25 protein-coding genes are annotated in these 26,793 nt (G+C 67.8%); 15 read left to right on the forward strand and 10 right to left on the reverse strand.

Going from position 1 to position 26,793, the window contains the following annotated elements; translation table 11 throughout:
• Positions 1-46: 46 nt before the first annotated feature.
• The 3 genes from E6N53_RS14475 to E6N53_RS14485 all read left to right on the forward strand — a co-directional run bounded on the left by E6N53_RS14475 (position 47) and on the right by E6N53_RS14485 (position 3,898).
• On the forward strand, positions 47-1,375 hold the full coding sequence (locus tag E6N53_RS14475) for a hemolysin family protein (RefSeq protein WP_142860289.1): 1,329 nt from the start codon (positions 47-49) through the stop codon (positions 1,373-1,375).
• Between the two features lie 962 nt (positions 1,376-2,337).
• Positions 2,338-2,685 (forward strand): OsmC family protein, encoded by a 348-nt coding sequence (locus tag E6N53_RS14480; protein ID WP_201741156.1) that lies wholly within the window; start codon positions 2,338-2,340, stop codon positions 2,683-2,685.
• Between the two features lie 217 nt (positions 2,686-2,902).
• Positions 2,903-3,898, forward strand: coding sequence for a radical SAM protein (locus E6N53_RS14485; RefSeq protein WP_142860291.1), 996 nt, complete (start codon positions 2,903-2,905; stop codon positions 3,896-3,898).
• A gap of 59 nt (positions 3,899-3,957) precedes the next feature.
• Here E6N53_RS14485 and E6N53_RS14490 read toward each other — a convergent pair whose 3' ends face one another.
• From E6N53_RS14490 to E6N53_RS14500, 3 genes are read right to left on the reverse strand one after another with little or no spacing between them, the layout of a single operon-like run.
• Positions 3,958-5,430, reverse strand: coding sequence for a hypothetical protein (locus E6N53_RS14490; protein WP_142860292.1), 1,473 nt, complete (start codon positions 5,428-5,430; stop codon positions 3,958-3,960).
• Between the two features lie 39 nt (positions 5,431-5,469).
• On the reverse strand, positions 5,470-6,183 hold the full coding sequence (locus tag E6N53_RS14495; RefSeq protein WP_142860293.1) for a hypothetical protein: 714 nt from the start codon (positions 6,181-6,183) through the stop codon (positions 5,470-5,472).
• A gap of 41 nt (positions 6,184-6,224) precedes the next feature.
• Positions 6,225-6,509: a DUF7837 family putative zinc-binding protein gene (locus E6N53_RS14500; RefSeq protein ID WP_142860294.1), complete on the reverse strand. Its 285-nt coding sequence runs from the start codon at positions 6,507-6,509 to the stop codon at positions 6,225-6,227.
• A 167-nt stretch (positions 6,510-6,676) separates the two neighbouring features.
• Between E6N53_RS14500 and E6N53_RS14505 the strand changes: the two genes are divergently transcribed.
• From E6N53_RS14505 to E6N53_RS14515, 3 genes are all read left to right on the forward strand, one after another.
• Positions 6,677-7,135: a TRAM domain-containing protein gene (locus E6N53_RS14505; protein WP_136590808.1), complete on the forward strand. Its 459-nt coding sequence runs from the start codon at positions 6,677-6,679 to the stop codon at positions 7,133-7,135.
• Between the two features lie 100 nt (positions 7,136-7,235).
• Complete coding sequence (locus tag E6N53_RS14510; protein ID WP_136603194.1) at positions 7,236-7,748, forward strand: Tfx family DNA-binding protein; 513 nt, start codon at positions 7,236-7,238, stop codon at positions 7,746-7,748.
• Between the two features lie 2 nt (positions 7,749-7,750).
• Positions 7,751-7,960: a hypothetical protein gene (locus E6N53_RS14515; protein ID WP_136590810.1), complete on the forward strand. Its 210-nt coding sequence runs from the start codon at positions 7,751-7,753 to the stop codon at positions 7,958-7,960.
• A 9-nt stretch (positions 7,961-7,969) separates the two neighbouring features.
• On the opposite strand, the gene E6N53_RS14520 is transcribed toward E6N53_RS14515, so the two are convergent.
• Together E6N53_RS14520 and E6N53_RS14525 are read right to left on the reverse strand one after the other, a co-directional pair.
• A complete protein-coding gene (locus tag E6N53_RS14520) occupies positions 7,970-9,034 on the reverse strand; it encodes a mannose-1-phosphate guanylyltransferase (RefSeq protein ID WP_142860295.1) in 1,065 nt (354 codons plus the stop codon).
• Positions 9,031-9,327, reverse strand: coding sequence for a DUF7091 family protein (locus E6N53_RS14525; RefSeq protein WP_136590812.1), 297 nt, complete (start codon positions 9,325-9,327; stop codon positions 9,031-9,033). Before E6N53_RS14525 ends, E6N53_RS14520 begins: the two co-directional genes overlap by 4 nt.
• Before the next feature lie 85 nt (positions 9,328-9,412).
• Here E6N53_RS14525 and E6N53_RS14530 point away from each other — a divergent pair, with 85 nt between their 5' ends.
• From E6N53_RS14530 to E6N53_RS14555, 6 genes are all read left to right on the forward strand, one after another.
• Positions 9,413-10,249 (forward strand): endonuclease/exonuclease/phosphatase family protein, encoded by an 837-nt coding sequence (locus E6N53_RS14530; RefSeq protein WP_142860296.1) that lies wholly within the window; start codon positions 9,413-9,415, stop codon positions 10,247-10,249.
• Positions 10,250-10,367: 118 nt separating this feature from the next.
• Entirely contained in the window at positions 10,368-11,303 is a 936-nt protein-coding gene (locus E6N53_RS14535; RefSeq protein ID WP_142860297.1) for a replication factor A, read from the forward strand.
• A complete protein-coding gene (locus E6N53_RS14540; protein ID WP_136590814.1) occupies positions 11,304-11,909 on the forward strand; it encodes an RPA family protein in 606 nt (201 codons plus the stop codon). It abuts the gene before it with no gap.
• Positions 11,910-12,040: 131 nt separating this feature from the next.
• Positions 12,041-13,216, forward strand: coding sequence for an MFS transporter (locus E6N53_RS14545; protein ID WP_142860298.1), 1,176 nt, complete (start codon positions 12,041-12,043; stop codon positions 13,214-13,216).
• An 83-nt stretch (positions 13,217-13,299) separates the two neighbouring features.
• Positions 13,300-13,719, forward strand: coding sequence for a DUF8146 domain-containing protein (locus E6N53_RS14550; RefSeq protein ID WP_142860299.1), 420 nt, complete (start codon positions 13,300-13,302; stop codon positions 13,717-13,719).
• A gap of 93 nt (positions 13,720-13,812) precedes the next feature.
• On the forward strand, positions 13,813-14,664 hold the full coding sequence (locus E6N53_RS14555) for a hypothetical protein (RefSeq protein ID WP_142860300.1): 852 nt from the start codon (positions 13,813-13,815) through the stop codon (positions 14,662-14,664).
• A gap of 20 nt (positions 14,665-14,684) precedes the next feature.
• On the opposite strand, the gene E6N53_RS14560 is transcribed toward E6N53_RS14555, so the two are convergent.
• Positions 14,685-15,146, reverse strand: a complete 462-nt coding sequence (locus E6N53_RS14560; protein ID WP_136603201.1) for a DUF5814 domain-containing protein — start codon at positions 15,144-15,146, stop codon at positions 14,685-14,687.
• A 347-nt stretch (positions 15,147-15,493) separates the two neighbouring features.
• Here E6N53_RS14560 and E6N53_RS14570 point away from each other — a divergent pair, with 347 nt between their 5' ends.
• Positions 15,494-16,018 carry a type IV pilin domain-containing protein gene (locus E6N53_RS14570; protein ID WP_161596568.1) on the forward strand — a complete coding sequence of 175 codons (525 nt, stop codon included), beginning with the start codon at positions 15,494-15,496 and terminating at the stop codon, positions 16,016-16,018.
• A gap of 188 nt (positions 16,019-16,206) precedes the next feature.
• Here E6N53_RS14570 and E6N53_RS14575 read toward each other — a convergent pair whose 3' ends face one another.
• From E6N53_RS14575 to E6N53_RS14585, 3 genes are read right to left on the reverse strand one after another with little or no spacing between them, the layout of a single operon-like run.
• Positions 16,207-17,922: an ABC transporter ATP-binding protein gene (locus E6N53_RS14575; protein ID WP_142860302.1), complete on the reverse strand. Its 1,716-nt coding sequence runs from the start codon at positions 17,920-17,922 to the stop codon at positions 16,207-16,209.
• Positions 17,919-18,683, reverse strand: coding sequence for an energy-coupling factor transporter transmembrane component T family protein (locus tag E6N53_RS14580; RefSeq protein WP_142860303.1), 765 nt, complete (start codon positions 18,681-18,683; stop codon positions 17,919-17,921). Before E6N53_RS14580 ends, E6N53_RS14575 begins: the two co-directional genes overlap by 4 nt.
• A gap of 31 nt (positions 18,684-18,714) precedes the next feature.
• Complete coding sequence (locus E6N53_RS14585; protein ID WP_136590822.1) at positions 18,715-19,335, reverse strand: ECF transporter S component; 621 nt, start codon at positions 19,333-19,335, stop codon at positions 18,715-18,717.
• A gap of 218 nt (positions 19,336-19,553) precedes the next feature.
• Between E6N53_RS14585 and E6N53_RS14590 the strand changes: the two genes are divergently transcribed.
• Complete coding sequence (locus E6N53_RS14590) at positions 19,554-19,751, forward strand: hypothetical protein (protein WP_161596569.1); 198 nt, start codon at positions 19,554-19,556, stop codon at positions 19,749-19,751.
• Between the two features lie 10 nt (positions 19,752-19,761).
• Here the strand turns inward: E6N53_RS14590 and E6N53_RS14595 are convergent, their stop codons facing one another.
• Positions 19,762-21,096: an ADP-ribosylglycohydrolase family protein gene (locus E6N53_RS14595; protein WP_142860305.1), complete on the reverse strand. Its 1,335-nt coding sequence runs from the start codon at positions 21,094-21,096 to the stop codon at positions 19,762-19,764.
• Between the two features lie 576 nt (positions 21,097-21,672).
• Between E6N53_RS14595 and E6N53_RS14605 the strand changes: the two genes are divergently transcribed.
• Positions 21,673-26,469, forward strand: a complete 4,797-nt coding sequence (locus E6N53_RS14605) for an Ig-like domain-containing protein (protein ID WP_142860306.1) — start codon at positions 21,673-21,675, stop codon at positions 26,467-26,469.
• The last annotated feature ends 324 nt before the right edge of the window (positions 26,470-26,793 follow it).

Consider the following 26,793-nt stretch of genomic DNA (forward strand, 5'->3'; position numbering starts at 1 on the left):
GTATGGACAGACGACAAACAAGTAGCCGTGGCTTCCAGCCCCATCGATGGTAAACGTCGCGCTCTCGCTGGCACAGGTCGTCGTTGCGCTGGCTCTCGTGGTACTCAACGGCTTTTTCGTCGCTGCAGAGTTCGCCTTCGTACGGATACGAGGGACATCGGTCGAACAACTTGCCGAGGAGGGGCGCCCCGGCGCGGGGACGCTCCAGGAGGTGATGGCGGATCTCGACGACTATCTCGCGACGACACAACTCGGGATCACCATCGCCTCGCTCGGATTGGGGTGGGTCGGCGAACCGGCCGTGGCGTCGCTCATCGAGCCCGTGCTGGCACCGATTCTCCCGGCGGGGCTCATCCATCTGGTCGCCTTCGCGGTCGGCTTTAGTTTCATCACGTTCCTCCACGTCGTCTTCGGAGAACTCGCGCCGAAGACGCTCGCAATCGCCCAGACCGAGCGACTCTCTCTGTTTCTCGCCCCGCCGATGAAGGTGTTCTACTACCTCCTCTATCCGGGAATCGTCGTCTTCAACGGGGCTGCCAACGCGTTCACGCGAGCACTCGGCGTGCCACCCGCTTCCGAAACGGACGAGACGCTCGGCGAACGGGAACTCCTTCGGGTCCTGACCCGGTCCGGCGAGGAAGGGGACATCGACGTTGCGGAAGTGACGATGATCGAGCGTGTCTTCGACCTCGACGACATCGTGGTGCGGGAGGTCATGGTTCCACGACCGGACGTGGTGAGCGTTCCGGCGGATGCCTCGCTCTCTGACCTCCAGTCGGTCGTCCTCGAAGCTGGTCACACGCGCTATCCGGTTCTCGATGCCGACGACGGCGACCAGGTGGTCGGATTCGTCGACGTGAAAGACGTTTTACGAGCGGAGGTAGAGGGCGGAGAGGCCGAGTCAGTCGGCGACATCGCCCGCGAGATTCTCATCGTCCCCGAGACGATGGCACTGAGCGACCTCCTGAGACAGTTCAGGGAAGACCAACAGCAGATGGCCGCCGTTATCGACGAGTGGGGGGCGTTCGAGGGGATGGCAACGGTCGAAGACGTCGTCGAGGCGCTCGTCGGAGACCTCCGAGACGAGTTCGACGTGGACGAGCGTGAGCCGTCGATTCGCCAGCACGACGACGGGTACGACATCGACGGCAGCGTCCCGTTGTCGAAGGTCAACGACCTGATCGAGGGGGAGTTCACGAGTGACGAGGTCGAGACGATCGGTGGACTGGTACTCGAACACCTCGACCGTGCGCCAGAACGTGGCGATCGCGTCGAGGTTGCCGGATACGTTGTCGAGGTGATGAGCGTCGAGGGGACCCGAATTTCGACGGTCTGGGTCCACAAAGGTGAGGTGGACGACCCAGTCGTGGACTGAGTGGGGATGCGGAGTTGCCTGGGAGGATTCGTTCTTGAGTGCTCTCCGTGAGAGTAGTGTCTCGTGACGGTCTGACTCGAAGTCGCAGCACCCGAATCTACGAGTGACGGGTCCGGTTTTCGGTGGCAGAACTCCATCTTCCGGGACACGTACTGGAATTCGGTGCCAGTACGCGCGCGCTGTTCAGCGCGTCCGCTGAAACATCACTAACTGCTGTCAGAATCGGCGTGACACAGACAGAGGGTGGGTTCAGCACGGCGGATTCGTTTATTTTGAGAGGGTAGCTCTGAGTTGGCTAGTAGAGTGCAGGTGCGTGTCTATTGGTTCTCGTCTTGTTGAGATGCCAGACGTTGTTGAGCGTCGGCAATTGCTTCCACGGCCATGAGACCTCTCCAAAGGAAGTACAGAAGCACGATTACGAAACCGGGCAAGATACCCAGTAACAGCTGCCCCGCGATGAGTATCGAATACGCGAGGAAAAGTATGTAGAACACCGCTATTGCAACGAGCCAATTGCGTGGGATCGAAGGTGGGGACCAGTCTGACATACATTTCGGTCAAACTGTCACTGGATTATAAATTACGCTGATTGAATGGTTAGGAGTCCGTTTGTACCGACCGATATGACTGGTTCAGTAACAACCAGTCTCGCGTGACCGACTTGCGCTCTGTATGCGGCAGCATCGCTCGCAACTGTTCGATTTTGGTGGATACTGGCATGACTGCGATAGCGCGTGGGGCCGGCGCTCAGCAAGTACCCACCGGCGGCCGTCTCGGCACGCCGAATCCAGTGGATTCACGCAACTCTTGCGGCAGGTGTACCCACCGGGCGGTTTGCTCGAAGGAGACCGGTTGGGGTCCCAAAGTATACTGCACTCAACTGAGATGACACTCGTATGGGTGACTCCAAACGAACCCACTACGAAGTCAGTGCTTCGCGTGTCAGTCCGCACCGGACCCGAGTGACGACTGACGACGGGGAGTTCGTCGTCGGACACGACGTGAATCCCGTCGAGAATCTCCTCGGATCCGTCTTGGCCTGTCTCAACTCGACCGGGACGATGGTCGCCCGCGACATGGAGATTGATATCGTGTCGCTTGAGGCAACGGTCGAGGGGGATGTGAACTACGCGAGGTATCTGGGCAAGGACTCCGAGGACCGTCCAGGTTTGCAAGGACTCGACGTATCCCTCTCGGTCGAGGCAGAGGGCGACGCTGACCTCGACGCCTGGCTTTCGGCAGTCAAAGAGCGGTGTCCGGTCACTGATAACATCGAACACGAGACCGGACTCCGCGTCACACTCGATTGAACTGATAGAGAGCTGTACATGACCGGCTGGATGGGGTGAGCCGACGCCGTTTTCGGCTCTGCCAGTGGTGAATGCGCTCCCTGTACTTAGCACGGGATCGACAAACGAGCAGTGACAGAGCGTTCACCAGGTTCGACGCAGGTCAGAACGAGGGTCGCTGCTGGTCGCGGCAAGTCGCACCGTTTTTGACCGTTCGGACTCCTAGGTTCGGTACTGAATGATCTCGAAGGGCTGTGAGCAGTGCGCCAAGGGTGGGAAGATGGTCCTGTTCGTCTACGGCTACTGCGACCAGCGCGACTGTTTCTACTGCCCGCTGGGCGAGAACCGAAAGAACGTCACGCAGGTGTACGCCAACGAGCGCGCGGTCGAGTCGGACGAGGACGTCCTCACCGAGGCCAAGCGGATGGACGCGCTCGGCACCTCCATCACCGGCGGGGAGCCACAGGAGGCGCTCGACAAGACCTGTCACTACCTCTCGCTGCTGAAGGAGGAGTTCGGCGAGGACCACCACACGCACCTCTACACGGGGATTACGGGCGGGCGAGAGAACATGCGCCGACTCTCGGAGGCGGGCCTCGACGAGATTCGGTTCCACCCGCCGCTCGAACAGTGGGGCGACCTCCACGGAACCGAGTGGGAGGAGATTCTCTACATCGCGCGCGAGGAAGGCCTCACCCCGGCGTTCGAGATTCCCGGCATCCGCGCCGAGCCGGAGTTCCTGGAGTTCCTCGACGAGGGGGCCGCGGACTTCTGTAACATCAACGAGTTCGAGATGAGCGATGGGAACTTCCGCCGGATGCAAGAGGAGGGCTTCGAACTCCGCGACGGGCACATGAGCGCGGTCGAGTCGCCGAAAGAGGAGATACTCGACGTGATGGGCAGCCACGAGCGGGTCTACTTCTGCACCTCGGTGTTCAAAGACGCCGCCCAGCACCGCCGTCGGCTGAAGCGGATGGCTCGCAACCTCCGCCGCCCGTTCGACGAGGTAACCGACGACGGCACCCTCGTCTACGGGAAGACGTGGGTCTCGCCCGAGGAGTTGGATGCGCTCGGCGTCCCCGAGGAGTTCTACACGGTCAAGTCCGAGCACGTCGAGGTGGCGTGGTGGCTCCTCGAAGAGATGATCGAGGAGGGCGACCTGCCGGAGGGCGAAATCGTCGAGCAGTACCCCACCGTCGACGGGACGGTCGTCGAGCGAACGCCGTTAGCCTGAGCGGAGGTTCTTTCGCTCCGGCTTCGGAGCGGTGCGAAGCGAGTGAGCGGCCGCTCCGGTCACGCCCTCGCCGTCGTCGTCACCGTCGCGTTCGCGGCCGACCCGCCGCCCGACGAGTCACTCGGCGGGCGGGCCAGATGGAGCCACGCCGGTTCCGCGACCGTCGTCGCGTCGAACTGGCCGTAGGTCCACTCGAAGCGGAACCGGTAGCTCCCCTCGACGGTGACGACAGTGAACTCGACGGTCGCCTCGTGGACCAGGCCGTGCTCGCCGACGAACGCGACGACGCTGTAGTTGTACACCTCGGCCTGGAAGGCGGGCGGCGTGCCCGTCCCTTCGAGTCGATAGCGGGTTTCGCGGCCGACCTCGATGCGCTCTGTCACGTCGGTGGTCGGGGTCGCCAGATAGCGCGTGACGAGCGTACGGCGGAGGCGATGAGGGTCGGGGGCGACGTCGCCCTTGCTGCCGTTGATCCAGCGGACGCTCGCCGCCGCCGTCGTGCGGTCGTCGACGTACCAGTCGGTGCCGTCGAAGTAGACGATGCGGGTGAGCCGCCTGTCGTCGCCGGTCTCGAACGTCTCCTCGACGAGGTACCGGTCGCCCGCGACGGCGATGTCGGTGTCCCGCTGGGTCCGCGGCGCGTCGGGGACGCCGTTCTGTGGCCGGTAGCGGTCGGTCCAGAGCGTGTAGTTGACGCCGAGTTCTCGGTCGTGGGCGACGGCGAGCGCGGTCAGGTTCGTCACGCCGTCGGGACCGAGGCCCGGGACCGTGGCGAGCGACCCCACGTCCGGGTCGTCGGTGTCGGCCGTGGCGCTCGTCGAGGGTGTCGCCGTCGGTTCGGGCGTCACTGGACCGCGGTCGTCGGTCGGCTCCGAGAGACTCGCCGCGCCGACGAGCGGGTCGGACCCGTCGGCGGCGACCAGCGCGCCGTTCACGGCGAAGACGAGGACGACGACCGCGAGGAGGGCGGCGACTGTCGTGACGCCGATGGACTCCTCAACGCCGTGAATCGCGTCGACCCGGTCTCGGGCACGGAGTGAGAGTGGTCGCGGGAGGGTCTCGGGGGAACCACCCAGGTAGCGTCGGTAGAGCGACTCGGCGTCGGCGGAGTCGAGCGCGTACCGGAGCATCTCGCGGAGGCCCGTGGCGTCGAGCACACGCACGTCGTTCGCCGCAGTCGCCCACGCCGGGGGCTCGTCGAACGCGACGACGACGTCGACTTCGGGGGCAGGGCGAGGGACACGACGGCGGTGACCGAGACGGCGCGGCGGGACGGGGTAAAGCACCAGCGACTCGGCACGGCGGCGAGCGACCACGACGTCGTCGTCGACGGTCGTCTCGAACCCGCGGACGGCCCACAGGTCGGCGACGAAGGCGCGGCGGGTCGCGGCGTCGAGTCGAGCGAGGTGTGCGTCGACGACCGCGTCGGTGTCGGCGGTCACGGCCGTCCGGGGCGGCGCGGCCGCGACCGGGCCCGGAAGCCGCGGCCGGCCGGCCGGCGCGGCGGGACTGTGCGTGTCATCGGTACGCATACGCAGAGGGCGGCTGGGATATAGAGGCTTTCCCCACACTCAGGCGCGCTCGGGCGCCGTGAGGGCGTAGAAGAACGTCGGTGCGGCGGCGAGACAGAGGCCGACGAGGACCCACGACTCCAGTGCAGTTCCGCGGAGGAGGCCGACGAGGACGACGAGGACGCCACCGGCGGCACCGCCGGCAACGAATCGGCGGCGCGTGCGGGGAGTGAGTCGCTCGCCCCGTGCACGGGCGTAGAGACCGCCGGCGAGGACGGACGCGAGTGCCGTCGCCGCCGCGAACGGCACGCCGCCGACCAGGAGGGCGTATGCGAAGAGGCCGATGGCGACGAGCGTCGTCGCGAGGAGCGTCTGCGGCGAGGTGAGCGGATTGAGTCTGTCGGCCGCGTCACCCGCGGAGACGTGGTACGCCGCCGCCGGGAGGACGACGAGAGCGCCGAGGAACAGCGCGTAGGGGACCTCACGGGCGAGGCGGGACGGCTCCGCGTCGACCAGCACCGCGCCGGCGAGGACGACGCCGGTGACGAGCGCGGCGAGCGAAGTGAGTCGGGGCGGGAGGACGGTCGTGGGGTCGGCGCTGTGAGTGGTCGAGTAGGCGGCGAACGGGTAGAGGATGACCACCGACGTCAACAGGGTGCGAACGACGTCACCCGTGAGCGCGAGCCCGGCGACGAGGAACGAAAGCGAGAGGAACGCACCGGTGACGAGCGCGAACTCCGGGACGTGGCGGTTCGTCTCGGGGGAAGCGTCCATACCGGAGGGTAGGAAGAGCGGCACAAAGCCGTTCCGTCCCGCTACTCCGGTCGGATGACCGACTCACAGGACGGACACTCGGCGAAGACGCCCTGTTCGCCGTTCGCGCGTTCGTACTCGATGAGCGCCCACCCGCTCGGCACCGACCGACCACACTCCGGACAGCGGCCGAGCGGGGCGGCGTCCGTCGTCATGGCCGACGGACGGCCGACAGCCGTCCGTGCCGGACACGACGCAGTCGTGACGACGACGCGTCCGTCGGTGCCGTCGTCGGTAGATTCGTCCAGTACTCCCCCATCGAACGAACGGACGCGGCCGACCCACATAATGTTTTTTCCATGATAAGTCAGGAGGCACGGCGAACCACGGGCCGCTGAATTCACGGCGCACGCCCAGGAGGTGAATCCATCCGTTCGGCGAGCGGAACCGAGGCGTGACAGGCGTCGACACGCGGGGCGCAAGCGTTTAGAGCGCCCCCCGAGTACTCCACCGCATGCCCGACTGTCCACTGGCGGACGAGTGCCCGCGGTTCTCCGAGCGCATTGCGGGGATGGGCTGTCAGTACTTCGGCGACAAGGGCGGCGCCGAGTGGTGTGACAGCTACAACATGCCGATCTACGAGTTGAAACAGCAGCCGGTGAAAGCCGGCGAAGAGATCGAAATCGAGGTGACGGACATCCACGAGAGCGGTGCCGGGGTCGGCCGGACCGACGACGGGTTCATCGTGCTCGTCGACGGACTGTTGCCCGAGTGCCGCGCGATCGTCCGTATCGACCGGGTGAAGTCGAACCACGCACTCGCCAAGAAGGTCATCGAGAAGATGCCCCTCGAAGCCGACGACGAGGCCGACGAGACGAGCGAGAGCGACACCGGCCCCGAGCGGGGCGGCCGGCGCGGCGGGCGGAACCGTCGTGAGGCGCTCGGGAGTCGCGACAACTTCTGGGGGAAGTAGCCGACCGCGAAGTCTCGAATCGACGACAGAACCCACTCACCCGCTCCACCAGACACAGTCGACGCGCTGTCTTTTTCTCCGACGCCTCGTTGTATCCAGTATGGACGACACGGGAGCCGCCGACGCCGGCGACAGCGGCGCGAGCGACCTCGATATCGACATCGACGCCCTCCTCGACCGGGCGGGGTTCGACCCCGAGACGAGCGTCCTGACGCGGCGGCAGGCAGAGGTGCTCTTGCTCCGCGAGCAGGGGGTGCGCCAGACGACCATCGCCGACCACATCGGAACCTCGCGTGCGAACGTCTCGAGCATCGAGGCCAGCGCCCGCTCGAACGTCGAGAAGGCCCGCGAGACGGTCGCCTTCGCGGAGGCGCTGTCGGCTCCCGTGCGAGTCGAACTCGACGTCGGCACCGACCTCTACGACGTGCCGAAACTCGTGTACGACGCGTGTGACGAGGCGGGCGTGAAGGTGACCTACACGGCACCGGACCTGATGAAGGCCGTGAGCGACGCGGCGGGGGAGGCCGTCCAGGGTCGGGAGGTCCGCGAGTCCATCCTGGTCGGCGTGACGAGCGCCGGCGACGTCCGCGTCCGTCGGTCGACGGAACAGTGACGATGGCAGACACCGGCGGTCTCTACGCTCGGGTGAAACTCCTCGGTGGTGTCGCGCTCCCCCTGCTCGTCCTCTCGGGGGCGCTCGTTCGCGTCGACCCCGTCTTGCTCGTCGGGGCGGTACTGGCGCTCGGGTCGGTGTTCGGGGTCACCTACGCCTACGCGCAGTACGTCGACTTCGACGCCGTTCCCGGCGTCGAGCGCAAGCAGTGAGTCGGCGGACTAGAACCGCCCCTGTTGCTTCAGCATCGACACCACGTCTCGGACCCGCTGAGCCGATGCTTTGGGAACGACGAGGACCCGGTCGTCCCACGCGACGACGGCGAGGCCGTCGACGCCGGCTAGCGAGACATGCGGGCCGTCGGAGACGACCACGTTGTCGCCGCTGTCGACGAACAGGGCCGCATCGGCCTCGGAGCCGTCGGTCTCGTGACCCGCTTCGCCGACGTCGGTCCCGGCGTGAACGACGTTCCCGTCGTCGTCCGCGGGGAGCAACCGGGCGAGGGCGTCCCACGACCCCAGGTCGTCCCAGGGCACCTCGAGCGGGACGACGGCCGCGTCGGAGACGCGTTCCATCACCGCGTAGTCGACGCTCGTCGGCTCGACGGCGTCGAATCCGCCGGCGACGTCGCCGTCGTCGAGCGCCCGCACGAGCGGGGCGAGCGGGGAGTCGTCCGCGGCCGCGCGGAACGTCTCCACCCGCCACGCGAACATCCCGGCGTTCCACAGGTAGCCCGCCTCGATGTACCTGGCCGCGGTCTCGGCGTCGGGTTTCTCGTGGAACGCGTCGAGGTCGGCGAAGCCGTCGTGCTCGCGGCCGGGTTCGATGTAGCCGTAGCCCGTCTCGGGCCGGGTCGGGTCGACGCCGAAGGCGACCAGTCTGTCCGCCGCGCGGGCGACCTCTGCGCCGCGTTCGAGCGTCTCCGTGAACCGGCCCACGTCGCCGACGGTGTGGTCGCTCGGGAGGACGACCACGACGGCGTCGTCGCCGTACCGCTCGCCGATACAGTGGGTCGCGTACGCGAGCGCGGGCCCGGTGTCTTTACCCACGGGTTCGACGACGACCTCGGCCCCGGGCACGAGGTCACGGACGTCCGCTTCGAGTTCGGGACGGGTGCTCACGACGACGTGGTCGGCGAACGAGGCCCGGTCGACGGTGCGTTCGAGGAGCGTCTCCTCGCCCAGCAGGGGGAGGAACTGTTTCGGGCGGGTCGAGCGCGAGGCGGGATAGAGCCGCGACCCCGTCCCGCCGGCGAGGACGAGGGCGACGACGGGAGCCGAGGTCACCACGTCTCGACCACCCCCTCTCTGACGTCCTCTGCACAGCCCTCACAGTCGACGTGGTCGACCTCGAAACAGGCGGGGCGACCCTCGCTGTCGACCGGGACGGCCCGGCGCTCGGCGTAGCGGCGACAGACCAACCGAGCGCGCCCCTCGTCGTCGGTCGGAAGGTCGAACGTCGTCGACCAGTCGCGGCCCTCGCGGTAGGCGCGTTTCGCCTCCGCGTAGCGCCGGCCGGCCCGTCGGAACGTCGTGCGGACGAACCGGGCGAACCGGTCGTCCTCGCCGGAGTCGTTCATACGGAACGGTCGGCGGGCGAGGGTTTCAACGTTGGCTCCGGGTCGGTGGGCGACGTTTCAAGTCGAGTCGGGGCGAGTGAGGAGTATGACCGGAGTTCGGTGTCGGGTGATGACGTTCAACGTCCGCTACGACACCGCCGCGGACGGCGACCACGCGTGGGAACACCGCCGGCCGCTGGTCGCGAGCGTCGTTCGGTACCACGCGCCGGACGTCGTCGGCCTCCAGGAACCGTTGCACCACCAGTACGCGTCCCTCCGTGAGCAGCTCCCCGAGTACACCTGGGAGGGTGTCGGACGGAACAACGGCGGCTCCGAGGGCGAACACTGCCCGCTCGGCTGGCGGACGGCGCGGGTCGAACGCGAGCGCCACGGCACCGTCTGGCTCTCCGAGTCGCCGGGGCAGCCGGGGAGTTCCTATCCCACCGCGAGCAAGCCGCGGCTCGTGACGTGGGCACGCCTCGTCGTCGACGGGGCTCCGCTCGTCGTCTGTAACACCCACTTCGACCACGAGAGCGAGACGGCGCGGGTGCAGAGCGCCAGACAGCTTCGGCGGCTCGTCGGTGAACTCGGTGGCGCGACCGACGAGTCGGCGCTGACCGTCCCGGTCGCCGTCCTCGGTGACTTCAACTGCACGCCCGGCTCAGAGCCGTATCGGGTGCTCACGGGTGCCGGAGGCGATGCGGACGTCGAGGGGGACCCGGGGCCGGTACTCACCGACGCGATGGACGCCTCCGAGCACCCACATCACGGGCCGACAGTGACCTTCGAGCGGTTCCACGGCCCACCCGACACGAAGATCGACCACGTGTTCGTCGCCGGCGACGTCACCGTGCGACAACACGCCGTCGTCGCCGACCACTGGGACGGTCGCCCGCCGTCGGACCACTGCCCCGTGGTGGCCGAACTGGTCGTCGGGAAGTGAGACAAATCAGGCGTCGTCACACGGTTTTCACTTTCGCTTCGCCTACAGAACTTTTTATATCATCGGGAACCAATCGACGTACGCCTCCCATTGAAAACGAAGCGGAGGCGAGTCAACCATGAGCGATTTGCGTACCCACGCGGAAGAGATTGCATCGCAGTTTTCAGACCATCTGGACCTCACGGCGGACGAGGTCGAAGAGCGCCTGGACAACCTCGTCAACGAGTACCGGGTCCCCGTCGACGAGGCGCGGCGGAGCGTCACCAACAGCTACCTCGACGAAGCGGGGATGGAGCGTGACGACCTCGGCCGCGGCGGCACCCAGGAGGTGAAGCTCGGCGACATCGACGCCGACGAACAGTGGGTCGACATCACCGTGAAGCTCGTCGACCTCTGGGAGCCCCGTAGCGACTCCATCTCGCAGGTCGGCCTCGTCGGCGACGAGTCCGGGACGAAGAAGTTCGTCGCCTTCACCACCTCGGACCTGCCCGAGTTGGAGGAAGGAAAGTCGTACAAACTCTCGAACGTCGTCACCGACGAGTACCAGGGGAACTTCTCGGTCAAGCTCAACCGGACGACGACCATCACCGAACTCGACGAGGAGGTCGAGGTCGGCGACGACTCCAGCGAGGCCGAGGGCGCGCTGGTCGACATCCAGTCCGGGTCCGGGCTGATCAAGCGCTGCCCCGAGGAAGACTGTACGCGGGTGCTCCAGAACGGCCGGTGCTCCGAGCACGGGAACGTCGACGGTGAGTTCGACCTCCGCATCAAGGGCGTCCTCGACGACGGTGCCGACGTCCACGAGGTCATCTTCGGTCGCGAGATGACCGAGGAGTTGACCGGCGTCACGCTCGAGGAGGCGAAACAGCGGGCGATGGACGCCCTCGACACCACCGTCGTCGCCGAGGACATGCGGACCGACGTGCTCGGCCGGTACTACCGGGTGCGCGGCCCGACGTTCGGCCGCTACCTGCTCGTCGACGAGTTCGAACAGCTTTCCGCGCCCGCGGCCGCGGATGCGAGTGCCCTGCTGTCGGATGCGAGGTCGAGTTAAATGAGCCAGTCAATCCCCACCCGCGAAGTCGCCCGCCGCGTCTTCGCCAGCGAGTTCAACGACGCCAGCTACACGTTCAGTGAATCGGACGACGAGCGCGCCCCCGTCTACTTACTCCTCCCCACCGGAGAGAAGGCCAACCGGGTGTTCCTCGTCGGGACCCTCACCGAGAAGGAGGACATCGGCGACGACTCCGAGTACTGGCGCGGCCGCATCGTCGACCCGACGGGGACGTTCTTCGTCTACGCCGGACAGTACCAGCCCGAAGCCGCCGCCGCGCTCCGCGACCTCGACGCGCCGTCGTACGTGGCCATCGTCGGGAAGCCGCGGACGTACGAGCCCGAAGACGGCGACGGCGTCATCGTGAGCGTCCGCCCCGAGTCCATCACCGAAGTCGACGCCGGCACGCGCGACCGCTGGGTGGTCGAGACCGCCCAGCGCACGCTCGAACGCGTCCGCGCCTTCGACGACGAGGGCAACCAGTACGCCCGGATGGCGAAAGAACACTACGACCTGCCCGTCGACCAGTACCGCAGTGAGGCCATCACGGCGCTGCAGAGCCTCGACGAGACGGGCGAACTCGACACCGACGCCCCGCCGGCGTAGGCGTCGACGTCGGCACCGCCACGCGGCTGGTTCGACGTGACTGTCGCCGAGAGGTGACTGCGGCGAGACCAGCACAGGCACACGTGCCCGCAACCCGCGCTGTTTAGTCACCCGCCGAGGGACGTGTCAGCATGACTGCCGAGTCGACATCGGCGCGGCGTCCGTGGGTCGTGCTCGCGGGGTGTTTCCTCGTGGCGACGGGGTTCAACGCGTACCTCTTCGCCCCCGCGAGCATCATCTCGTTTTTCGTCGAGGCGTTCGCCATCGACAAGCCGGCGGCCGGGCTGTCCATCAGCGTCGTCTTCCTCGGGTGGGTGCTGTTTCAGATTCCCAGCGGACTCCTGATGGACCGGTACGACAACCGGGTGCTCGTGTGGGTCGGCATCGCAGTGTTCGTCGGTGCCGCCGTCGTGGGCCCGTTCGCACCGACGTATCCGGCGTTCTTGGTGACGCGATTCGTCGGTGGCGCGACGGCGGTGTTCCTCTGGACGGCGAACGCCAACATCGTCGCACAGTCGTTCCCCCAGGCGCGGCGGGCGGTCGGGACGAGCCTGTTCGTCACGAGCGCGCCCGCGGGAGCGACGCTCGCACAGGTGGCCGGCCCGCCGCTGCAGACCGTCGTCGGCTGGCGGGGCGTCGTCGCCGCGTACGCCGTCGTCACCATCGCCGGGGTCGTCCCCTTCCTCTGGGCGCTCGACGACCCCATCCGGAACGAGTCGGCGCTCTCGCTCTCGGGCTTCGCGACGGCGCTCAGTGACAAGCGAGTGCTGGCAATCGCGACGAGCAGTTTCTGTGCGTACTCGCTGTTCGTCTTCTTCAACTCGTGGATGCCGACCTACGCCGCCGAGGCCGTCAGCGTCGACCTCGCGACCGCCGGCGTGCTCTCTGCCATCGTCCCCGCGATGGGACTGCTCGCCCGACCGGGCGGCGGCTGGCTCTCCGACCGTCTCGGTGGGCGTCGCCGACCGGTCATCATCGCGGCCTTCGTGCTGGTGATTCCGGCGCTCGTCGTCGCCGCCGTCGCGACGTCCGTGGTCTGGTTCGCGGCCGCGCTGCTACTCGCGGGAGTCGGCTCACAGCTCGGCACGGGCGTCTTCTACGTCTACGTCGAGGAGGTGTCACCGCCGGCCTCCGGCGGGACGAGTCTCGCGGTGTTGATGACGCTCTCGATCGCCGGCGCGCTCGTCGCACCGGTCGCGGCCGGGTGGCTCGTCGACGTCGCCTCGTGGACCACGGCGTTCGGGGTCGGCGGGGTGCTCGCCCTCAGTGGGGTCGCCGCCGTCGCTCGCCTCCCGGAGAGCGAGTGAGAGTCCGGATCGCTGTGCGAAACGTGCGATTGTCTGACGAACCATTAAGTACGACGCGCGTCCATACCGAGGCAGACACAGTCATGGGCAACAAGAACAAAACGATCTCCTTCCGCGTCAACGAGGACTCCTTCGAGACGCTCCGAGAGATCGCCGAAGAGCGGGACATCTCGCTGTCCGCCGTCTTCCGCGACTACGTCGACACGCTCGTTGCCCACGACGGTCAAGTGAGAGTCGTCCCCGAACACGAGCTCAAACAGCTCCAGCAGAGCGACGACGACTCCGAGAGCTTCCCGCCGAAGGTGAAGGTGCCGAAGAGCTTCATCCGCGAGCACGAGCGGCTCGAACTCGAGGCCGAACACCTCCGCGAACAGCTCGAAGAGCACAAAGGGTACGTCAACTACCTCCGCGAACAGGTCGAAGCCCAAGACGACAACGAGGTCATCCAGCTCGAAGACCTCGACAGCGGCGAGCGCGACGAGCCCTCGTTCCGTCTCGGCTAGCCCGACAGCCCGTCGCGTCGCGACCGGTTCGGTCGCGGGAGCTGTCAGTAGGAACACGTATGTCAGTGCGTGTCGAACTCTTCTCGAGAGCCGATGGCGTCGAACGGGGGAGAGGCGGTTCGGGGGGAGCGAGCGGTCGGTGTTCGTGACGACCGCGTCCTCCCGCTCACTCGGTGGGTCGCTCGCGCCATCGTGCCGTTTCTCGCCGCGGCGTTCGTCGTCCTCTACGGAGTCCCGGCGCGGACGACCGAGTTCTTCGCGTGGACCATCCGCCCCGAGATGACGCCCATCGTCATGGGGGCGGGCTACGGTGCCGGGGTCTACTTCTTCTATCGGGTCTCGACCGCCGACGAGTGGCACACCGTCGCCCCGGTCTTCCTCGGCATCACGACGTTCACGTGGTTCATGGCCGTCGCGACGGTCCTCCACTGGGCGAACTTCAACCACAGCCACCACACGTTCTTCCTGTGGGTCGTCCTCTACGCCGTGACGCCGTTGCTCGTGCCCGCGGTGTGGGCGCACAACGGACGGACGCAGTCCGGCGAGCGAGCCGCGGACGAGGCCGTCCTCCCACCTCCGGTACGAGTGGTGGGTGGGGTGCTCGGCCTCGTCATCACACTCAGTGCCGTCGCGCTGTTCGTCGCGCCCGGGCCGATGATCGAGTCGTGGCCGTGGGCGGTCTCGCCGCTGACCGCGCGCGTCCTTGCCGGCTGGTTCGCGCTCTTCGGCGTCGTGAACGGCGTCGTCGTCCTCGACCCCCGCTGGAGCGGGGCGCGTGTCCTCGTCCAGAGCCAGTTGCTCGGCTTCGCGCTGGTGCTTCTCGGCGTCGCCCGCGCCTGGGAGGACTTCGACACCGAGAACCCGCTCACGTGGGCCGTCGTCGGCGGGATGGCGCTGTATCTGGCGCTCGTCGCCGTCTTGTACCTCGCGATGGAACGCCGGTGAGTCGGCGGCCGACGGGTCGGTCAGCGCCGGCCGGAGAGCGACCGCTTCACCCGGCCGAGTTCCTGTGCTGCCTGCGGGTTCCCGTCGACCTCCGCGAGCGTCTCGGCTGCCTCGAGCGTCCGGACCCCCTGGTCCAAGAACGAGAGGACGTCACCCGGGTACGCGTAGAGCATATACTCGTCGCCCATCACGTCGACGATGTCGTCGGGGCCGAGCCCCTGCTCGCGGAGTTCGAGCAGGTAGCGGATGAACTGCCGCTCGGGGTAACCCGTGTAGAGCTGGTTCTCGTCCTTGCAGTCGAGGAAGTCCTGCGCGAAGTCCAGCAAGCGGTCGCGTGTCGCGTCGTCGACCTTCGAGAGACCCTCACCGGAGTAGAGCAGTTCGATGGTCGCCCCCTTGAACGCCCCTTTCGGGATGGACGTGTCTAGCTGAGAGACGATCTGGCGGTGGTTCTTGAGGTAGACCTTGTCGGTGATGGCCACGTTCTTACCGTGCATTCGGACGAGACAGGCAAAAGCGTCCCGTTCTGGTCTGTCAGCACACGACCTCGGCGTCGCGTGGGGTGTCGCCACCGTTCCCCAACGTCGCGATGCCGTCACTCCTGTGGCACGTGGTGGACCGACTAGTACTCGGTGGTGTCGACGTCACGACCAGCGACCGGTTCTGACGGACAGGACCACGACCGGTGCGGCGCGTCGCCGTCCTGCGACCCCCCCTCGCCTCACACGTGGACAACGAACCAATCGCCTTCTGGTAGAAAGTATCACAGCTGGTAACCGGGGCGGCCTCGTTAAGTAGTCGCCCGAAGACCGTGACAGTGATTCGGATGGTGTCAGACGAGCTCGTAGGCGACCGGGCGGTCACGTCCGGCATCGCGACGATATTCATGGTCGCTGTCGTCGTCCTACTCGGGGCGACGCTTTCGGTCGCGTTCGGTGCGACGGTCGACAAGCCGACGCCGTCACCGACAGCGACGTTCGAGTACCAGAAGCACGAACGCGGCACGTCGTCCGACGAGGTCGAGATCACGCTCACCGGCGGGGAGCCGCTGGAAGCGAAGAAGCTGATGGTCGTCGCGAGCGAACCGGTCGACCTGGGGACGCCCGGGAACTACTGGTCCGAGGGTGAGACGACAGGTGAGAAGGTGACCGAGGGGAACGACCAGGTACAGATCGGCGAGACGTGGGAGGCCGGCGAGTCGATACACCTCAGCAGGGACGGGGAGTTGGAAGGAGTGACCATCCGTCTCGTCTGGAACCCGGTGGAGGTCGACAAGGACGGCGCGGGCGGGCGGGACCCGAGCGAGGTCGTCGGCGAAGACTCGTACGTCCTCCTGCGGTTCACGGTGCGGTGAGACGGTCGGCGTGACCGGAGCCGACGATAGGCTGCTGTTCGCCGGTGTCAGCCGTCGGGAAGACGAGTCCTGCTGGTAGATTCACCACTGGGGCACGTCCACGCGCCGCTCGACGATCGACTCCACCTTCTCCCGCCGGACCTCGTCGAGGTCGCCGTTCGGTTCAACGCCGTTTCACCGGCCGACACTCAGAGGAGGCGAGCGAGCAGGTCGTCGACGCTCACCACGCCGTGGAGGCCGAGCGCGGCACCGACCTGAGTCGGAACGGGCGCCTGGACCCCCGACGCAGCCGTCACCGTCTCGTCGGTGAACGCCGCGGTCGGCGTCCCGTCCGCGAGCACTCGTCCCTCGGAGAGGACGACGACACGGTCGGCGTAGTCGGTGACGAACGCGACGTCGTGGGTGACGACGATCACCAGCCGACCGTCGGCGACGAGCGTAGAGACGACATCCCCGACCCGGTCGACGCCCGCGGCGTCCTGTCCGGCTGTCGGCTCGTCGAGGACGACCACCCGTGGCTCCATCGCGAGGACGGACGCGAGCGCGACGCGTTTGCGTGCGGCGCGGCCGAGTTCGTACGTGTCCGCCTCGCCCTGTCCATCGAGCCCGACCCGTTTCAGCGCCCGGTCGACCCGTGCGTCGACGTCGGCGGCCCCGAGATTCTCCGGGCCGAAGCCGACCTCGTCGGCCACGCGGGAGTGAAAGAGCTGGTCGTCGGGGTTCTGAAAGACCAGCCCGACGGCGGCGGCGAGGGTCGACACCTGCGTCTCTCGCGTGTCCGTCCCGTCGACGAGAACGCGGCCCGTCGTGGGAGTGAGCAGCCCGTTGAGGTGTTTCACGAGTGTCGTCTTGCCCGCTCCGTTCGGGCCGAGGAGCGCGACGCACCCACCGTCCACGGCGAGGTCGATACCCCGGAGTGCCTCGACGCCCTCCCCACGCTCGGACGCGTCGTAGGTGTGGTGGACGTCGTCGAGACGAACAAGCGGCTCGGCGTTCGCCGTCCCGACCGCGCCACCGCCGTCGGTCGGGGCCCGAGTCGTCCCATCCTCCGTGTCCAGGTCCGCGTGGCTCCGGAGTTCGTCGACGGCCGCCTCGACCGTGAGCGGCAGGGGTCGGTCGGCCGGGACGAGCCCGTCGTCGCGGAACGCGCGGCCGAGGCGAACCGTCGGAGGGACGCGGAGCCGGTCGTCGAGCGAGCGGTCGGCGAGCACGTCGCCCGGCGGACCGTCGCGGACGACCGCCCCGTCGTCGACGACGAGGAGCCGGTCGGCGCGGGGAGCCAGCCGCTGGAGGTCCTGGCTCACGACGACGACCGTGTAGCCCTCGCGGTGGAGTCGGCTCGCCACGTCGAAGACGGCGTCGGTCCCGTCGGGGTCGAGTTCCGCCGTCGGCTCGTCCAGCACCAGGAGGCTGGGGTCGAGCGCGAGGACGCTCGCCACCGCGACCCGCTGGAGTTGCCCGCCAGAGAGAGAGTGTGGGTCGCGCTCGGCGAGGTCGGCGACGCCCACACGGGCGAGTTCGTCCATCGACCGCCGCCGGAGGGCGTCAGTCGGAACACCCCGCTGTTCGAGCCCGAAAGCGACCTCCTCTAGCACCGTCGTCGCCGCGCCGGTCAGCTGGTCGGCGGGGTTCTCGAAGACGTAGCCGACCGTCGCTCCGAGTGCGGCGATGCTCGCCGACGGAACGTCGACGTCGCCGACCGTGACCGAACCGGTGAGGTCGCCAGTGAAAAAGTGCGGAACGAACCCCGGCAGGAGTCGACAGAGCGTCGTCTTGCCTGCGTCGGCCGGGCCGGTGATGCCGACGAACGAGCCCCCGTCGACTTGGACGGAGACCTCACGGAGCGCGGGGCTGTCACCGTCGCGGTAGCGGAACGTGACGCCGTCGAGCGAGAACGCGGTCACAGCAGCCGCCACCCCGCGAGGCCGACGACGCCGACGATGCCGACGACGCGCAGCGCCCAGTCGAGCGGTGACACAGAGAGCGTGTACAGCGACGTTCGCGGGCCATCGAGCGAGAAGCCGCGCGCCTCCAGCGCCAGCGACCGGGTCTGTGTCGCCACGAGCGCGCCGATGAGTAACGGACCGAGGAGGGAGACGAGCGCCCGTATCCGGCTCTGAAGCGACCCCCGAGTGTCCAGAGCGCGCGAGCGCTGGGCGTCGACGATCCGTTCTGCTCGCCGTCGAAGCTCCGGGACCAGCTGGAGCGAGGCGACGAACACGTACCCGAGTTTCCGCGGGACGCCCGCCTCGGTGAGTCCCGTCATCAGCTTCTTCGGGTGGGCGGTCGAGACGAACAGCAAGCCGGCGAGGACGAACGCGGCGAGGACGCCGAGGAACGAGACGGCGTACACGACGCCGTCGCGCCAGAGCGTGAGCGGGCCAACGGTGACGAGGACGGCTCCCGAGCCGGTGCGGAAGAAGCCGTGAACGGCGAGCAGCCCGACGCCGAGCGGAACGAGAATCGACAGTGCCGCGCGGCCGACGCTCGGGGCGACCCCCGCGACGGTGCTCGAGACGACGAGCACGCCGAGCAGGGCCGCCAGAGCGACCGGTGGCGCGAGGTACGCGCCGAGGATACAGCAGCCGAGCAGGGTGACCTTCGTCACCGGGTGGAGCCGGTGAACGACGCTCTCACCGTGCCGGTAGCCGGCGAGACCACTCATCAGGGGCGACCCCCCAGTGACACCCGCACGCTCACTCCTCCCGGTCGAGGACGCGCGCCGCCGTCTCGGGCATGTACCGCCGCGGGACCTGCTTGGCGACGAGCGCAGCCAGGAGGACGGTGACGACCTTGTCGATGGGTTCGACGACGAGCGTCTGGCCCACCACGGCCGACCAGATGTTCGCGCCGGTCGCGCGGAAGAAGGTCGTCACAGCGTCCGAGCCCGTTCCAGTGACGCCGCCGAAGGCCACCACCGTGATGGGCGCGCCCATCACGATGGAGATAGCGGCGATGACGAGGCCGACGACGACGATCTTCCAGTATCGACGGAACCAGCCGCGACGGGCCATGTAGCCCGCCGCGAGGCCGAACGCCACCTGTAACGGCGTGTACGCCCAGAACGTCGGGTTGACCAAGAACCCCTCGACGACGTTGACGAACACGCCGGTCAGCGCGGCCGCCCACGGCCCGGCGAGCAGGGCGACCAACACCACGCCGAGGGCGTCGAGGTAGAGGAACGGCACCTTCACCACGTTCACGACGTAGGCGGCGACGACGCTCAGCGCGACGCCGACAGGGATGAGCACCCACGTCTGCGTGGTGAACTCCCGGCGGAGGCCGCCGACGAACCCCGACTCAGTCCGCTCGGCCATCGCGGGTACCCCCGAACGAACCGTGCTCCGGTCGCTCCGTTTGGAGAGATTTTCTCTTCACATCCTCGGACTGAACGAGTTCTCTCATCGATTCGGAATCGTGTCTCTGTTCATATATGAGTTACGGGACATGTTAGTGTGTGGCAGAAGACTGTATCGTCACCTCGAATTCAGCGCCTCGGATACCGCGTATGCCACAAGAACAGGCGGTGAACACGGTGGAGAACGTCGTCACGGCGACCAACGGCGGCAGGGTTGCGGGCTCAGGGCGCTGTTCGAACGGGAACGTCGCGACGGAGGCGACGAACAGCGAGACGAAGAGCGCGAACGTCGCGAGCGGGGTGCAGAGGGCGCTGACGTCGTATACCTCGGGGGCGAAGCGCAACCGGAGAGACGAGTCGAAGATCGATCGGTGACCGTCGAGCGTCACCCGAGGCGGTCGGCGACAGCGGCCGTCTCCGTCACGAGCCAGTCGATGGCGGGAGACGGACGGTCGGCGAGTGCCGTGGGGACGCCCTCATCGAACCGGTTGGTCCACGCCGGCGCGACGGCGTCACGGCCGAGCGCGCAGCCGAGGACGGAGCCGACCGTCGCCGCGTTGCAGTCGGTGTCGAACCCCGCGTGGACGGCGCGGGCGAGTCCCCGAGAGAGGTCCGGCGGGGAAGCCGACGACTCCCAGACCAGCACCGCCGCGACGACCTGTGCGTTCGGCAGGACGTGGTAGCCCTCGTAGAAGTCGGCGTCGTCCCACGCGTCGTGAATGCGGTCGATAGCCGTCTCGTACGGGACGCCGGCGTCGTGCCACGAGAACACCGTCTCGACCGCATCGGTGAACCGCGAGTCGGCGGGGACTTCGGTCAGTCCCACGTCCATCGCGTCGCGGACCGTCTCGACCGCGGGGACGGCCGCGAGCGTCGCCGCGACCCACATCGCCCCGTACAGGCCGTTGCGGACGTGGCTGAGGCGGGCGTCGCGGTGAGCAAGCGCGGCCGCACGCTCCGGAGCGCCCGGGGCGACGTAGCCGTAACAGTCGCCGCGAATCTGCGCACCGATGAGTTCGCGGTACGGGTTCCGGTGGGTCGCCGTCTCGGGCGGGTCGACCCCGTCGAGGAGGTTCCGATACGCGACCCGCTCGGCGGTGTGGAGCGCACACGCCGGCAGCTGTGTCACCCACGTCCGTGCGAGGTCAGCGGTGGTGAACTGAGCGCCGGCACGCCGGAGCGTCTCCAAGGCGGCGACGGTGAAGTCGACGTCGTCGTCACGGACCCGCTCGTCGCGGTCGACCCACCCACCAGTCGCGTCGAGGTCGAAGCGGTCGCTCCCGGAACGGTCGGCACGGAGGTACCCCCCGAGCGACTGATCGGTCGTCTCGAGGAAGTCGTGGATTTCGGCTCGGGTCCACGTCTCGACCGGCTTGCCGAGGAAGCAGCCGGCGACCCGTCCCGCCCACGCCCCGGCGAGGCGATCGGAGCGGGCGTCGGGAGTCGTCGAGAGTGTCCGCGGGCCCGGCGGCCGGGCCGCGTGGATGGCGTCGAGGGTGTCCGGTTCGTCGTCGCGGGGGTCCGGTAGTGACCCACAGCGGTCGAGAAGCGACCGAGCGCGCCGTCGAACGTCCGCCTCCGTCGGGTCGCCGGCCGTCAGTTCCGCACGCAGCGCGCCGAAATCAGCGTCGACCGCCTCGGTCAGTCGGCCCGTGTCGGCGAGCTGGCGGCGCTCGACGTCGAGTGCCGCCGGACCGACCGTGAGGTAGTCGAGGTGCATGCAGAACGGTACGACGAGCCACACTTAGTTCCGGGTGTCACTCGCGCCCGGTGGCGGTCAGCCACTGGTCGGCTCTGCGCCCTCACCGGGAACGCCGAACCCCTCGTCGACGACGCCGTCCGCCGCGGCGACGCGCCCACCGGAGTCCGAAAGCAGCGGGAAGTCGATGTTGTCCGCGCGGGCGAATCACTGGTGGGCGTCGACGCTGTCCGCGCCGAAGCCGTCCGCGGGGAGGCGACCTTCACGAGGGACGCACAAGGCCCCGTATCGGAGAGGCGAGACGAGTCACAGCGGCGTCCGCAGCCGAACCGTCCGTCACCGCGGCGGCGCTCGGATGGCGGGGCTCGCTCTCCACCGTGATAATCTGGACTATACGGTTATCTTGGTGAGCAGAATTGTGGCATCAATGACCCCACCGCCAACTACTCGACCGATCCGACCGACTCGTGGACACGGGCCGGGAACCCACGTGCGTTCACCACCGGGCGGCGGCGGGGGACCCAGCGTCGACCACGGACCCAGCCGACTGCGCGGTCACACCGGTCGTCGCGACGACACGGGGAGGGATGAGCGCCCGTGACAGAGCGCTGGTTCGCCGGACGCCCGCTGGGAGTGCTGCTCGTGGTCGTCCTCGTCGTATCGGGCACGATCGTCGTCGAACCGGTGCGAGCGAACGGCTCCGACATCCAGTCGGGGACGATCGACACGTTCGGCAGTAACGCCTGGGCGTTCAACGACATGGCGCAGAACAGTTCCGGAACCATCCATCAAGTCAACATCGACGAGAACGACCGTATCACCGTCCGAGCGTGGGACGGCTCCGCGTGGTCGGTCGTGACCTCGTTCACGGCGGGGGAGGTGACCGACGTCACGGTCGATTCCCTCTCGAACGACCTCAGTCTCGACATCGACGCACAGGACCACCTGCACCTCACGTACAGAGGCTCGATCGGGTCCGGCGTCGACAACACCCGCGGTGTCCTCTACGGCGAGTACGACGGGTCGTCGTGGACGCACTCGTGGGTCGAGAGCGCCACCCACCCGAACGGGTGGAACAACTTCGACGACCCCCTGCTGGTCGTCGAGGACGACGGCACTCCCCACCTCCAGTACGAGTTCTCCGGTGAGAGCACGAACGACATCCGCTACGCCACGCCCGACGGCGCTGGCGGGTGGACCATCGAGACCATCGTCTCGACCGACGGCAGCGGGACGGACGAGGTGTTCACCGGAGCCGTCGACGTCGACAGCACCGGAACCGTCCACATGTGGTACACCCGCGAGGACGACCAGAACACGTACACCGGAAACGTCTACCACACGACGCGACCGTCGGGCGGCAGCTGGAGCAGTCCGACGAAGCTGCTCGACTCGACGGGCGACGGTATCGACTACGACTTCGGTGGCGCGCTCGTCGCCGACGGTGACCAGCATCTGGTCTACTCCTACACCGAGTGGGACACCGACTGGAACGTCGTCAACAGCGAGATTCGCCACGTGAGCGACGAGACCGGGTCGATGCAGGATACTCTCGTCGACCAGAGTACCTCCCGCTCGCTCGTCGCGCTCGGGGTCGCTACGACGACACAGGGTGCCCACGACGTGTACGTGATGGCCGACTCCTCCAACGCCGACTGGACGGTCGTCCACCAGCAGTTCTACGGACGGAACGCCGACGACCAGTGGGTCGACGGCACGGACCTGAGCTTCACGTCGAACAGCATCGGCGAGATGGTGTTCGAGGTGAACCCGTCGGGCGAACTCGTGACGGTCACCGAAGGGACGAACCTGCGGAACGTCTACTACAAGGCCGGACCCGTGAGTGCGTTCGTCCCCGTGCCCAACGATCCGCCGGCGTTCGACACCGCGTCGCCGACTCTCTCGGTCGACGAGGACAGCGGCGCGACGAGCATCGACAGTCTCCTCACGGCGACCGACACCGAAGGCGGAAGTACCCTGACGTGGTCTGTGGCGAGCACACCGTCGAACGGGACGCTCGGCGGCTTCGACGCGACTGCGAGTACCGGGACCGGCGTGGCCCCGTCGGGACTGACCTACACCCCCGACCCCGACTTCTTCGGCAGCGACAGCTTCGACGTGCAGGTCGCCGACGGCCTCGGTGGGACCGACACGGTGACCGTCGACGTGACCGTCTCCGGCGTCGGTGACGTGCCGGTCGCCGGCGACGAGACCCTGACGACGGACGAGGACACCGAGGGGAGCATCACCTTGCCGGCGGTGGACGCCGACGGCGACTCGCTCACTTACGCCGTGACGGCCCAGCCGACAGACGGGGTGGTGACGGTCGACGGCACCACGCTCACCTACGACCCCGACGCGGACTTCGTCGGATCGAACGTCTTCAGTTACCGGGTCGACGACGGCACCGACGGCACCGACACGGGGGACGTCTCGGTGACCGTCTCGGCGACGAACGACCCGCCGGTCGCGACGGCAACCAGCCTCACCACCGACGAGGAGGTCACCGCCGAGGTCGACGTCAGCGCGACCGACGTCGACGGCGACACGTTGACCTACAGCGTCGCCGCACAGGCCGCCGACGGCTGGGTGTACAACACCGACAACACGTTCACGTACGTACCCGACACCGACTTCTTCGGGACCGACGCGTTCACCTACGAGGTCGACGACGGCAACGGCGGGACCGACACCGCGACCGTCTCCGTCACGGTCACCAACGTCAACGACGCGCCGGTCGCCCCCGACGACGGACTGACCACCGACGAAGACACCCCGGGGACGCTCGCGGGCCCGGCGACCGACGTCGACGGCGACGACCTGACGTACACGGTACACACGTCGCCGTCGAACGGGAGCGTCTCCGTCGCCGATGGGACGTTCACCTTCACGCCCGATGCCGACTTCACCGGGAGCGATGCGTTCACCTACGAGGTCGACGACGGCAACGGCGGGACCGACACCGGAACCGTCTCGGTCACCGTCGCCGCGGTCAACGACGCGCCGGTCGCGGGCGACGACGACTACACGACCGCCGAGGATACGACGCTGACCGTTTCGACACCCGGCGTCCTCGGCAACGACGCCGACGTCGACGCCGACAGCCTGACCGCGACAGTCACCGACAGCCCAACGAACGGGTCGCTCAGCCTCGCCGCCGACGGCTCGTTCGACTACACCCCGGACGCCGACTTCTTCGGAACCGACGCGTTCACCTACGAGGTCGACGACGGCAACGGCGGGACCGACACCGGAACCGTCTCGGTCACCGTCACCGGGGTCAACGACGCCCCGGCGGCGACCGGGGACAGCTACACGACCGACGAGGACACGGCTCTCTCCGTCTCGACGCCCGGCGTCCTCGGCAACGACGCCGACGTCGACGCCGACAGCCTGACGGCGACAGTCACCGGCAGTCCGACGAACGGGTCGCTCACCCTCGCCGCCGATGGCTCGTTCGACTACACCCCGGATGCCGACTTCTTCGGAACCGACGCGTTCACCTACGAGGTCGACGACAGGAACGGCGAGACCGACACTGGGTCCGTCTCCATCACTGTCGCTGCGGTCAACGACGCGCCGACCGTCGCCGACGACGAGTACACCACCGACGAGGATACGACGCTGACCGTGGACGTCGCTGGGGGCGTCCTCGCGAACGACACCGACGTCGAGGGCGAGGGGCTCACCGCCTCGGTCGTGTCGGGCCCGTCGAACGGGACGCTCACGCTCTTTACCGACGGCTCGTTCACCTACGACCCGGACACCGACTTCGCCGGGGCGGACAGCTTCACCTACGAGGCCAGAGACGACACCGGGGCCACCACCGGAGGAACGGTCACGGTGACCGTCGCCGTCGTCGCCGACGCGCCGCGTCTCTCGAACCTCGATGGGACGACCGTCACGTACACCGAGGACGGGATGCCGGTCGAACTCGACACGGCACCGCACGTCACGGTCACCGACCCCGACCCGGATGGGAGCCGGACGACGGGGACGCTCGTCGCCAGCGTCACGGCGAACGGAACGGCCGAAGAGGACGTGCTCGCGCTGAACACCAGCGGCCCCGTCTCGCTGTCGGCCGGGACGACCGCCGGGTCGACGGTCGGCGTCTCCGGGACAACGGTCGGGACCGTCCGGGCAGGCGAGACGGGGGCCGACGGGGAACCGTTCGGCGTCGACTTCGAGCCCGGCATCACGGACGCGCAGGTCGAATCGTTGCTCCGGGCCATCACGTACGAGAACGTGAACGCGGATGCGCCGGACACGCGTTCTCGGACCGTGACGGTGACGGTCACCGACGCCGGTGGGTCGGACACCGCCACGGTGACGGTTCCGGTCGTCGCGACGAACGATGCACCGACCGTCGCCGCCGACCACTACAGCATGAACGAAGACGAGTCGCTCTCGGTCCCGGCTCCCGGCGTCCTCAGCAACGACACCGACGCCGACGGGGACACGCTCGCGGTGAACACCACGGCCGGGGCGGCTCCGACGAACGGGACGCTGACGCGGTTCGCGAACGGGTCGTTCGTGTACACGCCGAATCCCGACTTCGCAGGGACCGACAGCTTCGTCTACGAAGTCGCCGACGGCAACGGAGGCACCGACACCGGGACCGTCACCGTGGTCGTGACCGACGTCCCGGAGCCGAGGGGCAGCAGCGAGGAGGAGACGACGGCGGGTCGGGTCCTGCTCTCGACGTCGAGCCCCATCGACAGCGTGACCGGCCGGGCGACGTTCGGCGCGGCCAGCGACTCGGTCGAGTCGGTCCAGGTCGAGTTCGCGGGGCACGCGCGCGGGCGCTGGCGCACCAGCCAACTGGAGCGCCCGCCGGCCGAGTCGAACTACGCCGGTGACGAGGAGGACGTCGTCGCCTCGCTCGACATCACCGTCCCGCCGAACGTCGAGAACAGACCGGCCGTCATCACGATGACCATCCACGAGTCGCGGGTCGATTCGATGGGCGTCACGTCCGACCAACTGGTCGTCGACCACTACGACGAGCCGACGGACACGTGGACACGGCTGGACTCGCGCGTCGTCGGGACGGCGAACGGCTACGTCACCCTCGAGGTGCAGACGCCGCACTTCTCGCTGTTCGTCATCGCTGCCGACCGGTCCGTCGCCTCCCCCTCGACGGCCGGCCCGACCCGACCCACGACCCCGGACGCGACAGACGGGAGCGGTGACTCGGCGGGCGAGGACGGTCCGCTCGACGACGTCGTGTCGGACCTGGTCGATGCCGAACCCGTTCCCGACGTGGATGTCGACGTCGACGCCGCCGAGGTCGCACCGGAAACCGTCCCCGGTCCCGACGAGACCGTGGGCGCGGCGGTGGTCGCGCTCCTGCTTGCACTGGTCGCGGTCGGCGTCGGACTCCGCCGCCGGTAAGCGCCGTGTCGACGTCGCATCCGGGCTGTCCGGGTCCCGCGACCCCGTCGGGATGCGACCCGTTCGTCGCGAGCGACGACTGCAGGACTGACCAGTGTCGATGAAGCCCGTTCGGGCGTGTGTGTGCCTCACACGGCCTGAGAAGCGAGTCGTAACGCTTTTTGACTGCACACGACTTTGACTGTATTGCAGACGCAAGCACCCAGCGTGTCCGGGTTGGGGTAATGGTTATCCTTCAGCCTTGTGGAGGCTGAGAAGTGGGTTCGATTCTCACACCCGGACCATGTCAGAAATTAAACATGTTTGCAGGACGTTTCCTGCGAA

It is taken from the genome of Salinigranum halophilum, from assembly GCF_007004735.1.
In the GTDB taxonomy this organism is placed as follows: domain Archaea; phylum Halobacteriota; class Halobacteria; order Halobacteriales; family Haloferacaceae; genus Salinigranum; species Salinigranum halophilum.